Source organism: Streptomyces spirodelae (assembly GCF_017676385.1).
Taxonomy (GTDB): domain Bacteria; phylum Actinomycetota; class Actinomycetes; order Streptomycetales; family Streptomycetaceae; genus Streptomyces; species Streptomyces spirodelae.
This window is the reverse complement of sequence record NZ_JAFFZN010000011.1, coordinates 105,950-119,806: the sequence shown is the minus strand read 5'-3', so window position 1 is coordinate 119,806 and position 13,857 is coordinate 105,950. Positions and strand designations below refer to the sequence as shown.

The 13,857-nt window shown below is 68.8% G+C and carries 14 protein-coding genes; 9 read left to right on the top strand and 5 right to left on the bottom strand.

Annotated elements, in window-relative coordinates:
- Window positions 1-67 precede the first annotated feature (67 nt).
- The 3 genes from JW592_RS14170 to JW592_RS14160 form a co-directional block, all read right to left on the bottom strand.
- Window positions 68-2,512, bottom strand: coding sequence for a hypothetical protein (locus JW592_RS14170; protein WP_209265406.1), 2,445 nt, complete (start codon window positions 2,510-2,512; stop codon window positions 68-70).
- Window positions 2,513-2,561: 49 nt separating this feature from the next.
- Window positions 2,562-2,966 (bottom strand): hypothetical protein, encoded by a 405-nt coding sequence (locus tag JW592_RS14165; RefSeq protein ID WP_209265485.1) that lies wholly within the window; start codon window positions 2,964-2,966, stop codon window positions 2,562-2,564.
- Window positions 2,967-3,143: 177 nt separating this feature from the next.
- A complete protein-coding gene (locus tag JW592_RS14160; RefSeq protein WP_229375978.1) occupies window positions 3,144-3,605 on the bottom strand; it encodes an ATP-binding protein in 462 nt (153 codons plus the stop codon).
- Window positions 3,606-3,799: 194 nt separating this feature from the next.
- Here JW592_RS14160 and JW592_RS14155 point away from each other — a divergent pair, with 194 nt between their 5' ends.
- The 6 genes from JW592_RS14155 (at window position 3,800) to JW592_RS14135 (ending at window position 7,571) form a co-directional block, all read left to right on the top strand.
- A complete protein-coding gene (locus JW592_RS14155; protein ID WP_209265404.1) occupies window positions 3,800-4,705 on the top strand; it encodes a helix-turn-helix domain-containing protein in 906 nt (301 codons plus the stop codon).
- The gene (locus JW592_RS14150) at window positions 4,702-4,908 is read left to right on the top strand and encodes a DUF397 domain-containing protein (RefSeq protein ID WP_209265403.1); all 207 of its coding nucleotides are present in this window, start codon (window positions 4,702-4,704) and stop codon (window positions 4,906-4,908) included. Before JW592_RS14155 ends, JW592_RS14150 begins: the two co-directional genes overlap by 4 nt.
- Window positions 4,905-5,084: a DUF397 domain-containing protein gene (locus JW592_RS14145; RefSeq protein WP_209265402.1), complete on the top strand. Its 180-nt coding sequence runs from the start codon at window positions 4,905-4,907 to the stop codon at window positions 5,082-5,084. The genes JW592_RS14150 and JW592_RS14145 overlap by 4 nt, the downstream gene beginning before the upstream one ends.
- Before the next feature lie 82 nt (window positions 5,085-5,166).
- Window positions 5,167-5,301, top strand: a complete 135-nt coding sequence (locus JW592_RS33205; protein WP_267878008.1) for a hypothetical protein — start codon at window positions 5,167-5,169, stop codon at window positions 5,299-5,301.
- A 208-nt stretch (window positions 5,302-5,509) separates the two neighbouring features.
- Entirely contained in the window at window positions 5,510-6,199 is a 690-nt protein-coding gene (locus JW592_RS14140) for a DUF4232 domain-containing protein (RefSeq protein WP_209265401.1), read from the top strand.
- Window positions 6,200-6,341: 142 nt separating this feature from the next.
- Entirely contained in the window at window positions 6,342-7,571 is a 1,230-nt protein-coding gene (locus JW592_RS14135) for a hypothetical protein (RefSeq protein ID WP_209265400.1), read from the top strand.
- A gap of 76 nt (window positions 7,572-7,647) precedes the next feature.
- On the opposite strand, the gene JW592_RS14130 is transcribed toward JW592_RS14135, so the two are convergent.
- Window positions 7,648-8,739 carry a citrate synthase 2 gene (locus tag JW592_RS14130; RefSeq protein ID WP_209265399.1) on the bottom strand — a complete coding sequence of 364 codons (1,092 nt, stop codon included), beginning with the start codon at window positions 8,737-8,739 and terminating at the stop codon, window positions 7,648-7,650.
- A 534-nt stretch (window positions 8,740-9,273) separates the two neighbouring features.
- On the opposite strand from JW592_RS14130, the gene pdxH reads away from it, so the two are divergent.
- Entirely contained in the window at window positions 9,274-9,900 is a 627-nt protein-coding gene (gene pdxH, locus JW592_RS14125; RefSeq protein WP_209265484.1) for a pyridoxamine 5'-phosphate oxidase, read from the top strand.
- Window positions 9,901-10,430: 530 nt separating this feature from the next.
- The gene (locus JW592_RS14120) at window positions 10,431-11,939 is read left to right on the top strand and encodes a PAS domain-containing protein (protein WP_229376017.1); all 1,509 of its coding nucleotides are present in this window, start codon (window positions 10,431-10,433) and stop codon (window positions 11,937-11,939) included.
- On the opposite strand, the gene JW592_RS14115 is transcribed toward JW592_RS14120, so the two are convergent.
- Window positions 11,930-12,700, bottom strand: coding sequence for an SIS domain-containing protein (locus tag JW592_RS14115; RefSeq protein ID WP_209265397.1), 771 nt, complete (start codon window positions 12,698-12,700; stop codon window positions 11,930-11,932). The genes JW592_RS14120 and JW592_RS14115 overlap by 10 nt on opposite strands.
- Window positions 12,701-12,915: 215 nt before the next feature.
- On the opposite strand from JW592_RS14115, the gene JW592_RS14110 reads away from it, so the two are divergent.
- On the top strand, window positions 12,916-13,611 hold the full coding sequence (locus tag JW592_RS14110; protein ID WP_209242938.1) for an iron-dependent transcriptional repressor DtxR: 696 nt from the start codon (window positions 12,916-12,918) through the stop codon (window positions 13,609-13,611).
- Window positions 13,612-13,857 lie beyond the last annotated feature (246 nt).

The window sequence follows — 13,857 nt, the reverse complement described above, 5'->3', positions numbered from 1 at the left end:
ACAAGAAGGACAGCCACCGCAATGAGCAACCACACTGGCGCATTGCGGCGTTCGCCAAGAACCACCATTATTCCTCCGCCGGCTTCAGGGATTTCACTTGGTCACCACTTGTGAATTCAGTAGCCATTGTCTGGCCGGCTACCAGCGCCTCATTGAAGCCGTCCGTGGACCCTGCACGCACCCAAGTATCCCAATGATCGGGCCCGTACTGGTCCCCGCCGTATCCGTGATACATCTTGTTGGTCGACGTGACGTCGTCCGCCCTTGCGTGCGACCAGTAGTCCGACGTCAGCTTTGCCTTCTCTGCGCCCTCATTGTGGTCGTTGGCCATGTTCCACTCACTCGGGCCGACGAAGAGCCCGGATCCTGTCAAGCCGGAGATGACTGCGCTGGCGACTGGTTTGACGCCGTTGTGCGCCAACAACACGTTGGTAACGGTGGCACCCGCACCGTAGCCCCATGTTCCCACCCTGGCCTGCGCCTTCTCGTAAGCGGCGTCGTGGGCGAGCCCCTCACTCACCACAGCTTCCTGCCGACCGAGTGTGAGTGCGCCTGTGACATACCCGGACTGCCGGCTGACGCGCTCCACAATATGCGCTGCCCGGTCCTTGGCATCCGTCTCAGAAGCCTCGAAACGTTCATACGGCTGCAGCTGCGCCTGCATCTCAGGGTCGAGATGGTGCTTCAGGACCGCGTCCCCGTAGAGTTTCTGCCCGGCCAGTACTTCCTGGTATCCCTCTGGGCTCTGTCCGAGAGATATCAAGAATCTGGCCACCTTCGACTCGGCCTCTCCAGAGGATCCGAATACCGCTGGCTCCCCGGCGATAGGGAACAGCCGCTCAAGTGTGTTCAACTGCTGGTCCTCGGGCAGATCGGCCATTCCCGGGTCCTCCGGCGGTGTGCCGCTTTCCAGGCCCCGGTAGATGTCGGGCATGTACTCCCGGGCCATCCGGCCGATACTGTCGCCCATCTCCAGGTGGCCGGTGAGGCGGGACGGATCGTCCGAGACGGCTTTGACGACGTCTTCCATGATTCGTGCCTGGGCGGCGGAGTGGACCAGGGAGTCCGGTTCGGCGCCGGCGACATGGCCGGTCGCCCCGGCTTCCAGCGCCTCAGCCATCGCATCGTGGCCTGGCTTTCCGCCCTCCGAGCCCGGGAGCGACTCCCACTCGCGGTCCTTGAACAGGTAGTCGAAGTGGGACTGTCCGCCCTTGCCGTCCGCACCCGTCTGCTCGTCCGGATGGCCGAAGAAGTCCGTCGAGGCGTCCGGGTTGTGGGAGAGGGCCTTCATGAAACCGGTCATCGGATCGATACCGGCGTCCTTGTCGCTGCCCGGCCCGAAGCGCATGTGGTCCTGCTGGGCATAGGAGGGCAGGCGGTCCCACGGCAGCACGTCCTCGCGGGTCCTGCCGCCAGGACCCGGGTCCTTGACGGTGCCTGTGTGCTCCTTCTCGTAGGCGACCAGTGCGTTGCCGTAGTTGTTGAGGAAGTCGCCCTCATACTTGCCGTGCCGCATCAGGTTGCTCATCGCCTGGAAGCCATAGATCGGCTTGTGCGCGGACGTTCCCGCGACGGGTTCGTCACCGGCTCGTATCACACCCTTCTTCCACGCGGCCATGTCACCGCTCTCGGAGCGGGACGCCGTTGCCAGGGTGGTGCCGAGGCCGACCTCCAACTCACCCAGGAGCTTTTTGCGTTCGTCCACCGCTTTCTGGTAGGCGCCGTAATTCCTGGGGAGTTCCCCCTCGTGCGCTGACCGCCATGCGTCGAGGTCCATCGCCTTGGCGAAGAACGCGAGGGACTTTTTCGGCCCCACATCGGTGGCCACTCGCTCGGCGAACACGGGATCCTTGCCGCTGCGCTTCAGCCAGTCATTCAGCCGGTCGAGTTGGGTACTGGTCAACTCGCTCGGGTCCTTCTTGGCGAGCTTCACAACGGCATCCGCGTCCTTGACCGCTTGCCGCGTCTTCTCGAAGTCGGTGATACGAGAAGAGAGGAAGTTGTACTTGTCCTTGGCTTCATGCCGAAGAGACTCTGCGGCTCCCTTGTCGGTGGTATCGGCAGCCTTGAGGACCTTCTTGATATCGTCGGCGACGGCGTCGATCTGCTTCTGGGTGGGTTTCGGGTCGGCACCCTCCCGGGGCTCGACTACTCCGTTCGCGGTGACGTGGACCCCCTTGTCAGCGTTGGCGACCACGTCCTTCAGGGCTTCCTTGTGGGCCTTCATCTTGGTGTGCAGCCCGTCCAGGATCGTGTGCACGCTCCGGGCAGTCGCCAGTACGTCCTGGAACTCGCCTGCTGCTTTGGTGACGAACTTCTTCGTCACATCCGCGTTTTGCCCGGCCCAGTCCGCGGCCTTGGCCTTCTGTGCGAGTCCAGCGGCAGTTGTGCCCTGCCCGCGAGCGTCTTCACCAGCCAACTTTGTCAGGTCGTCGACCATGTCTTTCCAGTCGCTGACCGCCTTCTTCAGAGTCCCGAGCCGCAGATCATGAAGCTGACGGTAGGTGACCATGCAGTATCTCCCTTTCCTCCTTCGTCAGGTTCCGCGTCGCACGCGCCGCCTACTTGAGGTAGTCGTAGATGCGGGAGACGGTCATGTCTTCTCCCGCTGCGTTCTTCATGCTTGTGACGATGTCCTGCTCATCCTTCGCATGCTGGGCCTTCGAATAGTCCAGATGGTTGGAGATGAGGGCGCATGCCTCCTTGAGCGTGCCCAGCTTGGTGTTCCAGGCGTCATGCAGCGTGGTGAGCGCCGAACCGGCGTCCAGCCCGTCGTTGAAGAGCTGGACCGCCGCGTCGAACGTGTTCTGCCGCGCCCGGTCCCCTGCGGACGACAGGCGTGAATGCAGCTCGAAGGACATGTTGCCGAGCGCCCCCAACTCGTCGTCATGAACGACGAGGTCGCCCTCCCCGCCGACGGGTTTGCCGTTTGCGCCGTCGGGCGGCAGTGCGTGGTTCAGCCGCATCGCTGTGTGGCCGTCGCCGGAATCGGCGGAGTCCGGCCCGATTGGCGTGCCTATGGAATCTGACACTGTTCCCCCTCCTGCAACCGGTCGTGTCGAACCGATCACCGGCGCCTACCCCGCCGACCGGGGGCTCGTAACCTCCGACCTCTGTGGGCAAAACGGCACCTTTCTTGCTGCTCACACGGGGAGATCCAGTTCGGCCCAGAGGGTTTTGGCGATGGCGTCGTTGCCGTATTGGCCCCAGCGGTCTGCCAGGGCGTCCACCAGGAGCAGGCCGCGCCCCGTCTCCTCCTCGTCGCCAGGCAGCCGTGGCGTACCCGGCGGCAGGGGCTTGTCCGCGCGGGCGTCGGTGACCTCAACCCGCAGCACCCGCCCCGGCGCCGACTCGCGCAGCGTCAGGTGCAGCCGGAAGTCCCGGCCGATGCTGCCGCAGTGGCGTACCGCATTGGCCGCCAGTTCAGCCACGATCAGTGCCGCCGTGTGCGACGTCGTACTGCGGTACGAGAGCGCCCGCTCGTCCAGCCACTGCGTCGCCAGCAGCCGCACCAGTCGTGCGCCCCGCCGCGTCGAACTGAGCTGCACCACGAAGGTGGGCGACGCCGCCGCCCGGGTCGGCTCGGGCCCACGAATTCTCTGCATTTGCGGATTCATAGCGTGACGATCGCGTTACGCAGCTAGCGTGGGCCAGGTCAGAAGGTGTCCCCCGGCGACAGGTACGCCGACACACGCCTTCTGCGCGGGGAAGTACGGGCCGTGAGCCGTGACGTGAGCGCGGTGAACGGCGTTGGCGCCAAGACCCCTTTTCGGGAATCACGCACGAGGACGTGAAGCGTATGACCGGTGCGAAGCAGAACTCAACGGCACCACACCGCAGGAAAGACGGCCGCGCCGTCCCCTCACCCCGCACGGCGGACACCGCCCAGCAGCGCAAACGCGAGGACGACCGCCCCGGCATCTGGGTCGGCTACGGCAAGCTGCTGGCCAAGTTTCGTAAGGCGGCTGGGTATTCGCAGGAGGAGCTGGCCCCCCTCCTCGGCTATTCGCCGGAGCAACTCGCCTCCGTCGAACAGGGCCGCCGCCCGGCGAAGGCTCCCCTCACGGAGGCGGCTGAACGGGAACTGAACGCGGATGGCGTGCTGGCGATCCTCCAAGAGGACGTGGACTTCGCGAAGCTGCCGCCATTCTTCCGCGACTTCGTGTTGCTGGAGATGGAGGCAGTGAGCAGGTTTGACTACGACCCGCTGCTGATCCCTGGCTTGTTGCAGACGGAGGCGTACGCGCGGGCTCTGTTCGAGGGCCACGTCCCGATGCTGGACGAGGACGCGATCGATGACAGCCTGGACGCGCGGCTGAACAGGCAGAAGATCCTCACCAAGAGTCCCCTGGTGGACTTCTCCTTCGTCATCGGGGAGGCAGCCCTGCGCCAGGAATTGGGCGGTGCGGACACGATGCGGGAGCAGTACAGGCACCTGCTGGCCATGGGGAACCTCCGCAACGTGGCCATTCAGGTTGTGCCGATCGGCAGTGGCTTTCACACCGGTCTGAACGGCGGGTTCGTGCTTGTGGAGACCGCAGAGCACCAGCGGTACGGCTACTTCGAGTCCCAGGACATCGGCCATGTCGTCAGCGACTCCAAACAAGTGAGTACATTCGCCTTGCGGTATGGCAAGCTGCGATCGCAGGCGCTGAACGTCGAGGAGTCAGCAGCCTTCATCGAGCAGTTGGCAGGAGAACGATGACGAATGAGCACGCGGCAGCCCGGCTTCCCGAACTGCCCTGGTTCAAGAGCAGCTACAGCGGCTCGGGGGGTGGCAACTGCGTGGAAGTCGCGCACGCCCCCACCGCTGTGCACGTTCGTGACTCCAAGGACCAGCGTGGCCCTGTGCTCTCCGTAGCGCCCGCCCAGTGGGTAGCTTTCATCGAGAGGGTGAGGGTCGAGTGACGGGTGATCTGCCCTGGCGTAAGAGCAGCTATAGCGGCTCGGATGGTGGCGACTGCGTGGAGGTAGCGCACACCGCCACCACCGTCCACGTTCGCGACTCCAAGGACCAGCGCGGCCCCGTGCTCTCCGTACCGTCCAACCAGTGGGCGGCCTTCATCGAGCGGTTGGCGAGGTAGAGGCCCGAAAATGTGCGGGGCAGCGTGAACTCGATCGGCGCGGCCCAAGGCCGCTCCGGCGGTCCATCAGGGGAAGGACATCGTGGTTCCCGGCACCAGCATCAAGGACTGCCAGAAGGTCGGCGACCAACTGCAGAACGCGGGGCTGATCGAGGGCTACGCCTGCATGGTGAACGACAACGGCACGGTGCCGGTCACCCCGTACTACAAGGACTGAGTACGAGAAAGAGCTGATCCCACCGTCCCCGCCATCGCTACAGATGGCGGGGACGACGCGGTGTGGATGGCCGTTACAAGTTCCGGACAATCTTTCCGGCCAGGGTCGTGAACCTTCGCAGGAGGGGCCGCATCACACCTCCCGTAAGACGCACTCCATGAGACGGGGAGCGCCGGACGGAGAGGTCCGGCGCCGGGAAAGAGGAACCATGACTCGCAAGCTCACTCGCGCCGTTCGCTGCACTGCCGCCGTGCTGGCCGTCGTCGCGGTCGGCGCAGGTGCCACCGCGTGCAACTCGTCCACTGACGCCTCCTCCTCCAAGGCGGGCACGCACGCCGACGCGGCGAAGGGCTCCTCGGGCGCCGAGGCGAAGGGCTCCGCGGGTGTGAAGGTGAAGGAGGCCGCCCAGAAGGGTTCGCGGACCGACGCGGTGAACACTTCCTCCGCCGCCGGCACCAGCAAGCGCTGCCACACCGGCGAGCTGGACTTCACCTGGGGCGGCCCGCACGGTGGCGCCCCGGACATGGACGCCGACCACCAGCAGATCGCGAGCGTCCAACTGAAGAACGACAGCGCGCGTACCTGCACCCTGCGCGGCTTCCCGGGTGTCCAACTGGTCAGCAAGTCCGGCGAAACCTGGGACCTGCGCCGCTCCGCGGACACGCCCAGCACCATCACCCTGCATCCCGGTGAGAGCACCGCCGCGGTCAGCATGAACATCCTGCCGGTGCCCAGTGACATGAAGGGCCCCAAGCGCTTCGTGCCGAGCAAGGTCCTGATCACGCCGCCCAACGAGACGGCCCACGTCACCCTCGACTGGCCCTACGGCGGCGCCATTCTGGACCAGTCCAGCGCCACGCGTCCCGGCACCTTCGTCAACCCGATCGTCCTGGGCTGAACGAGCTGAACACGTCCGGCCCCGCGTACGGAGTGTCCTTTGGAACACCGAGGAGGAGGACGGGATGGCTCACCAGTCGCGGCCGGAGCCCGGTACGCGCCGTGCACCGGAGTCCGGTACGTGCCGTGCAAGGGAGCCCGGAGTGTCGCGGCGGTGTCTGCTGCTCGGCGCGTCCGCCGCCGCGTTCCTGGCGGCGGGGTGCAGCGCGGAGGAGAAGCGGGCGCCGGATGAGTCAGGAGCCGGGCGCTCGGGCCGCGGGGCGGCCCCGAGCGGCGCGCTGGGGGCCAACTTCAACGAGGACCCCCGCGATGTGAGCTTCGCCCAGTTACGTGGACTCTCCGCGGGCTGGCTGCGCGGCTTCCTTCCGATGCGGGAGGTCGGCAAAGGCCCACTGGAGCGCCAGCGGGCCGTGGCCACGCTGTTGGACGCGCATGGGCAGGGGTACGGCACCGTCCTGTCGTTGAAGTTCCCCTACCACGAGCGTGCGTTCCCCGCAGTCGGCAGCGCGCTCATGGATGCTGAACTCGCGCGCGTGGAGAAGGTGGCGAGTGCCGTGCTGGACAAGGTCGACATCCTGGTGATCGGGAACGAGCCGTTCATCGAGAGTCGCCGGGCCGATCGCGGCGGCCCGGACCTCAATGCCTTCTACGAGCATCTGGCACAGCACCTCGTCTCGTACCGCAGGAAGCACTACGCGCAAGGCTGCAGGACCCGGTTGTACATGGGTGCGTTGAATCACCTGGACGATCCCGCCTGGCGGACCGCGGCCACCCGTCGGTGGATGGAGTTCGTCCACGGCACGCGGGAGATCGAAGGCGTCGACATCCACCCGCATGTGGCCTCCCTCGACGCCGCCCAGCAGTACCTGGACTACGTGGTCCCACTGCTCCGTGCAGACCAGAGGTTCCTTGCCACCGAGTTCTCCCTGGTGCTCGACTGGAGTGCGCACATGCGGGACAGGATTCCGGCCCGGTTCGCCCGGCGCTACGGCATCGATCCGGATACGCGGGTGTGGGAGCTGCTCCGGAGCGCTGTCCGCAACCCGTTCCCGGAGCAGAAGTGGAACGCTTTCTTGTCCATGTGTCCCTGGTTCAGCAGAAACAGGCACTACCTCGCGGACCAGGTGGAGCGGTTCCGCGACACGGGGAAGCTCGCGGTGGCCACTTATGGCGTGGCACAGGCCGAAGCCATGGTGCGCGACATCGGCCCGGACAAACGGCCGTGGCTGCTCAACAGCCTGTACGCCACCCGGACCGTCCGGAAGCGCGCCGACGGCGAGGACGGGCGCACTCAGGCGTGGTTCGAGGACTTCCGGGCTCTGCAGCGTCGGAGTGACCGTCGGCCGGTGGACACGGGCACAACGGACACGTGAGCCCGCGCACGTCGTCCCCGCCACCGCAGCAGGTGGCGGGGACGACGTGCGTGGGCGGCGTCAGCAGGAGAAGGCGTCAGCCGGAGAAGCCGTCGATCTCGCGGGGGTCACGCGGCCCTGGGCCCACATAGCGGGCGGAGGGGCGCACCAGGCGGCTCGTGCGCTTCTGTTCCAGGATGTGCGCCGACCAGCCGGCGGTGCGGGCGCAGGTGAACATCGAGGTGAACATGTGGGCCGGAACCTCGGCGAAGTCCAGGACGATCGCGGCCCAGAACTCGACGTTGGTCTCCAGCACCCGGTCGGGGCGGCGGGCGCGCAGCTCGGCGAGAGCGGCCTTCTCCAGGGCCAGCGCCACCTCGTAGCGCGGGGCGCCCAGTTCCTTGGCCGTACGGCGCAGCACGCGCGCTCGCGGGTCCTCGGCGCGGTAGACGCGGTGGCCGAAGCCCATCAGCCGCTCGCCGCGGTCCAGCTGGCGCTTCACGTAGGCGTCCGCGTCGCCCTCCCGCTCGATCTCCTCGATCATGCCGAGGACCCGGGAGGGGGCGCCGCCGTGCAGCGGCCCGGACATGGCGCCGACGGCACCGGAGAGCGCAGCGGCGACGTCCGCGCCGGTGGAGGCGATGACGCGGGCCGTGAAGGTGGAGGCGTTCATGCCGTGCTCGGCCGCCGAGGTCCAGTAGGCGTCGACGGCGGCGACGTGCTTGGGGTCGGGCTCGCCGCGCCAGCGGCGCATGAAGCGCTCGACGACTGTGTCGGCCTTGTCGATCTCCTTCTGCGGCACCATCGGCAGGCCCTGGCCGCGCGCGGACTGTGCGACGTAGGAGAGGGCCATCACGGCGGCGCGCGCCAGGTCGTCACGGGCGGTGCCCTCGTCGATGTCGAGGAGCGGTTTGAGGCCCCAGACGGGCGCGAGCATGGCGAGGGCCGACTGGACGTCCACCCGGATGTCCCCGGAGTGGACGGGGATGGGGAACGGTTCGGCGGGCGGGAGGCCGGGGTTGAAGCTGCCGTCGACCAGCAGGCCCCACACGCTGCCGAACGAGACGTGGCCGACCAGGTCCTCGATGTCCACGCCTCGGTAGCGGAGCGAGCCGCCTTCCTTGTCGGGTTCGGCGATCTCCGTCTCGAACGCGACGACTCCCTCGAGTCCGGGTACGAAGTCGGACATCTGGCGGCTCCCTCGTAAAGCGTCGTCAAGCTGTGCTGACGGCGGAACGACCTGCTGGCGTGGGCTGCGCGGGGCAGCGTGGTCTGCGTGCATACGGCGCGTGCGGCACATGCGGCGCATGCTGTGTGAGCGCGGCGAACGGTTCCGCTGCCGGCGTCCGCGGCTCACGGACCGGGCCGTCACCTCGGTCATGCCCGCCCCGGACGGTGGTCACGCTCCGCTGCCTGTGGCCTGGAGCACGCTGCTGGGCGGAGCGGCAACGATAGCTCTTGGTGTGCGGCCACCACAGCTCCCGGGGCAGGATTCTGTCGGTTCCGGCACCTGTAGGGGAGGGTGAGAAGCGGCACAGCGGCCGATTCCCGTCCGGCAGGTGTGCGGAGGGTGTCCACCGGGCAGACTGTCCGACCGCGGCCGGGATCGATGCTGCAAGATGGCGACGTGCCTCACGCTGATGACACTGCCGAGACCGACGACGCTCCCGACGCGACCGCCCCCGAGACGCCTGTGGCCTCGACCACTCTCGACCCCGCCGCGATGCGCGCCCACTACCGGGACGAAGGGCTCAGTGAGAAGGATCTGGCGCCCGACCCCTTCGCCCAGTTCGCGCTCTGGTTCGCCCAGGCGACAGCCAGCGGGCTGCACGAACCCAACGCGATGGTCTGCTCCACCGCGGACGAGCAGGGCCGCCCCAGCTCCCGCACCGTCCTGCTGAAGCGCTACGACGAGCGCGGCTTCGTCTTCTTCACCAACTACGGCTCCCGCAAGGGACGGGAGATCGAGGCGAATCCGTATGCCTCGCTGCTCTTCCCCTGGCACGGCATCGCCCGTCAGGTGATCATTTCGGGTGCTGTCGAGCGCACCGGGCGCGATGAGACAGCCGCCTACTTCCGCACCCGCCCGCACGGCTCGCAGCTGGGTGCGTGGGCGAGCGAACAGTCCTCGCGGGTGGCCTCCAGGGAGGACCTGGACCGGCTGTACGCACAACTCGCGGAGCGCTACCCGGAGGGGGAGGACGTTCCGGCACCGGCCCAGTGGGGCGGCTACCGGGTGCGGCCCGAGACGGTGGAGTTCTGGCAGGGCCGGGAGAACCGCCTGCACGACCGCCTGCGCTACCGCCTCGCGGCGGGCGGGAACTGGGAGATCGAGCGGCTCTGTCCCTGAGAGGGCCGCGCCCCGTACCGCCCAACGGGGGCGCACGAAAGGAAACGGCCCGTGGGCGACTCCACCGCCAGAGGCGGCGGCGTCGGTCGGACGAGTCCGACGAGCCCACGGGCCGGGTGACTGCTGTGGATTGGCCGGCGAACCGGCGTCACGCTAGTGGCGTCGGCCTCAGGCCGCAGCCACCTCACACGTCCGGTGATTGATCATCAGCCGGATCACCTCCTTTCCTGTGTGCTCCACACCGTAGGCACCGCTCCGGTGGGCGGCAAACGAATTTCGGGGCGACAACGATTTCGGGGAACTCCCTGTGGGGTGCGTCACGTTCGAGTTGAATGATCCGTACATACGTCGTGGCGCTGAGCGACGACGCAGCAGACGGGTACGACAAGAGACGGGCACAGCAACAAGACGGGCACAGCAACAAGGGGGGTGCCGAGGTGGCGGCTCGATCCGAGACTCACTCCGCGTCGTCCTCGGACGGTGACGGCGGGCCTGACGACGAACTTCTGCTCGCCGCTCTGCTCGACGGCATGGACGCCGCGCTGTGTGCCTTCGACGCCGACGGCGTGGTCACACACTGGAACCGCGAGGCGGAGCGGATGCTGGGGTGGACGCAGGAGGAGGCCGTGGGCCGCAAGGGCCTGGCGGGCTGGGCGGTGCGCCCGGCCGACGCCGAGGAGGTCGAGGGCCGGCTGCTGGACGCGATGCGCTCGCCCGGCCGTCAGGTCCACGAGTTCGCGCTGCTGACCAAGGACGGCGGACGGGTGCTGGTGCGTATCCAGTCCTCGGGCGTCAGCGGTGCCGACGGCCGTCCCCAGGGTGTCTACTGCGCCTTCAGCGAGGTGCACGCCCAGATCGATCTGGAGCGCTGCATAGCGCTGAGCGAGGCGCTGCTGGAGGACGCCTCGTGGGGTGTCGTCCTGGTCGACGCCGATCTGCGGCCCACCGTCGTCAACGCGTACGCGGCGCGGGCCTTCCGCGTACCGGCGCGCGCCGGCATGCTCGGCCGCCCGCTGGGCGAACTCCTCGAACAGGGCACGGAGGAGCTGGAGGGAGCACTCCAGCACGTGCTCGGTGAGGGGGCACCGCCGGCGCCCGCCGAGATCTGGGTGACGCTCCGCCCGCCCAGCGACCGTACGGGCCCGGGCCGTACCGGTACCGGAACCGCCCCTGCCGACGGCGAGAGCGGCGACGGCGCGGACCCCGCCCCGGGCGACGCCGCCGAGGGCGACACCGCCCGGATGAGCGACGGCGAGGGCCGGGCGGCAGCGCCCACCGCGGAGTCGGCGCGCCGCCGCTGCTGGCGCAGCGGCTTCCTGCGGCTGTCCTCACCGCTGGCTGAGGAACCCGTGCCGCTCGGCGTCGCCTGGCTCTTCCAGGACGCCACCGACCAGAAGCAGGCCGAGCGGGAGGCGGCCCGGCTGCGCTTCCGCGACGGCCAGTCGCACCGCGCGGCACGCGCCGCCGCCGAGTGCGCCGATCCCATGGAGGCCGCGTGCCTCCACCTGGAGTTCGCACTGGCCGGATTCGCCGACCACGCGCTGCTGGACCTGGCAGCCGAACCGGGACCCGAGCCCTCGCGCACCCAGGACGCCTCGCTGGACGCGCTGCCGCCCCGCGATCCGCGGCTGGTGCGGGCCGCGCTGACACCCGCGGCCGAACGCGGCCGTCCGCCGTTCATCGAGCCCGGTACCGCCAGCGGTATCCCCGTCGCCTACCCGGAAGGGCACCCGGCGCTCCAGGCGTACCAGCGCTGCACCTCCGTAAGGGCCAGCTGCGGGGCGCAGCGCGGGGCGGACACGGCCGAGTGGGCGCGGACCCGCAAGTGGCCGCAGGGCACCGTGCACGGGCTGTGCACGGTGCTGCGCTGCCGGGGCCGCTCGCTCGGCGTCGTCACCTTCCTGAGGGACGCGGGCCGCCGCCCCTTCGACCGGGAGGACGCGGACTACGCGGAGCAGATCGCCACGCACGTCGCGGCAGCCGTGGACCTGGCGGGCGCGCTGGGGAGCGGTCACACGCTGGGGAGCGGTCAGCGGTAGAAGATCCGGTCCGCGTACTCGTCCATGACGTGCGCGTTCCAGTCGTGGCCGCCGTCCACATTGCCCGAGCGCAGCATGGGCGGCTCCACGCCCCGGCGCGCCAGCTCACACGCCGCCGTGGCGACGATCGCCTGCATCACCGCGCTGGTCACCACCGTGGAGGCGGGCGCGAACGGCGCTGCCACGCCCTCGGCGGTCAGCACGGCGTCACCGACGGCGATCCGGCTGTCCACGACGATGTCGCAGTGGTCCTTGAGGAAGGTGCCGGTGGCGTGCCGGGAGCGGGTCTGTTCCGCGTACGCGACCGAGGTGATCCCCACGACCTTGAGTCCGAGGGCGCGCGCGTTGAGGGCCAGCTCCACCGGAAGCTCGTTGCGGCCCGAGAGGGAGATGACGATCAGTACGTCCCCGGCACGCGCCGGACTGGAGTCCAGCGCTGCGGCCGCCAGCCCGGAGACCCGCTCCAGCGCGCTGCCCAGCGTGGCCGGGCGGACGGCGACCCCGACGGCCCCCGGCACGTTGAGCAGGTTCATCACGGCCAGCCCGCCCGCCCGGTAGACGGTGTCCTGCGCGGGGAGGGAGGAGTGCCCGGCGCCGAAGGCGAAGATCCGGCCACCGTCGGTCACCGTCTCGGCGAGCAGCTTGCCCGCCGCCTCGATGCCCGCCGCCTCGCCGTCCCTGAGCTGGCTCAGCAGCGCGATGGCCGCGTCGAAGAACTCCCGCGCCGCCGTCGTCCCCGCCGCGCCACCCTGCTCGCCCATACGCGCCCCTCGCCTCCGTCACCGTGGACCGGGCGAGGTGATCGGGCCCGGTTCCGTTCCGTAGTACGGCGATCACGTTGAGGTCTGGACCTTTCTCCTGTCAACCGTCCGCAGCGCGCTGCGGAGACCGGCACCCGGTCGGGGCGGCGCGGTTGTCAGTGGGATGCGTCAGAATTGCTTTCAGGGCCACCGCACGACTGACTAGGGGCTGCGCAATGTCAGGACTCATCGACACGACGGAGATGTATCTCCGCACCATCCTGGAGCTCGAGGAGGAAGGTGTGGTCCCGATGCGTGCCCGCATCGCCGAGCGCCTGGACCAGAGCGGTCCGACGGTCAGCCAGACCGTGGCCCGGATGGAGCGGGACGGACTGGTGACGGTCGCCGGGGACCGGCACCTGGAGCTCACGGAAGAGGGCAGGCAGCTGGCCACCCGCGTGATGCGCAAGCACCGGCTGGCGGAGTGTCTGCTGGTCGATGTGATCGGCCTGGAGTGGGAGCAGGTGCACGCGGAGGCGTGCCGCTGGGAGCACGTGATGAGCGAAGCGGTCGAGCGCCGCGTGCTCGATCTGCTGCGGCACCCCACCGAGTCCCCCTACGGCAACCCGATCCCGGGCCTGGAGGAGCTGGGCGAGAAAGCCGAGGCCGATCCCTTCCTGGACGACGGCCTGGTCAGTCTGAACGACGTCGAGACGGGCGGCGACGGCAAGACCGTCGTGGTCCGCAGGATCGGCGAGCCGATCCAGATGGATGCCCAGCTGATGTACACCCTGCGGCGGGCCGGTGTGCAGCCGGGCGCGGTCGTCAGCGTCAACGCGGGCTCCGCGGGCGGCGTCCAGGTGGGCAGCAGCGGCGAGGCGGCGGAACTGGGCACCGAGGTCGCCGCGCACGTCTTCGTCGCCAAGCGCTGAGCGCCCCGTAGGGGCGCGCGGGAACGGCGCGGCCGGCCACGGCATTCCCGCGTCGGGCACGCGGCGCCGTGCCCCAACGGCGGGTTTCCGCCATCGTGCCGTCCTCGGTCAGGCAGAAGCTGGACGGTTGCGTCCAAGTAGGGCGCACGGGAAGACGCCCCGGCGCGCGGCGACGCGCCCGCGCGGATGGGCGTCTTCCCAAATTCTTCCAGCCGTACCAGAGTTGCCGGAACACGAGCGGCCGTA

What these genes read in the sequence shown, in the direction of transcription:
- JW592_RS14170 (WP_209265406.1), bottom strand. Translation starts at nt 2,512, where the DNA reads ATGGTCACCTACCGTCAGCTTCATGATCTGCGGCTCGGGACTCTGAAG.
- JW592_RS14165 (WP_209265485.1), bottom strand. Translation starts at nt 2,966, where the DNA reads ATGCGGCTGAACCACGCACTGCCGCCCGACGGCGCAAACGGCAAACCC.
- JW592_RS14160 (WP_229375978.1), bottom strand. Translation starts at nt 3,605, where the DNA reads ATGCAGAGAATTCGTGGGCCCGAGCCGACCCGGGCGGCGGCGTCGCCC.
- JW592_RS14155 (WP_209265404.1), top strand. Translation starts at nt 3,800, where the DNA reads ATGACCGGTGCGAAGCAGAACTCAACGGCACCACACCGCAGGAAAGAC.
- JW592_RS14150 (WP_209265403.1), top strand. Translation starts at nt 4,702, where the DNA reads ATGACGAATGAGCACGCGGCAGCCCGGCTTCCCGAACTGCCCTGGTTC.
- JW592_RS14140 (WP_209265401.1), top strand. Translation starts at nt 5,510, where the DNA reads ATGACTCGCAAGCTCACTCGCGCCGTTCGCTGCACTGCCGCCGTGCTG.
- JW592_RS14130 (WP_209265399.1), bottom strand. Translation starts at nt 8,739, where the DNA reads ATGTCCGACTTCGTACCCGGACTCGAGGGAGTCGTCGCGTTCGAGACG.
- pdxH (WP_209265484.1), top strand. Translation starts at nt 9,274, where the DNA reads ATGCGCGCCCACTACCGGGACGAAGGGCTCAGTGAGAAGGATCTGGCG.
- JW592_RS14120 (WP_229376017.1), top strand. Translation starts at nt 10,431, where the DNA reads ATGGACGCCGCGCTGTGTGCCTTCGACGCCGACGGCGTGGTCACACAC.
- JW592_RS14115 (WP_209265397.1), bottom strand. Translation starts at nt 12,700, where the DNA reads ATGGGCGAGCAGGGTGGCGCGGCGGGGACGACGGCGGCGCGGGAGTTC.
- JW592_RS14110 (WP_209242938.1), top strand. Translation starts at nt 12,916, where the DNA reads ATGTCAGGACTCATCGACACGACGGAGATGTATCTCCGCACCATCCTG.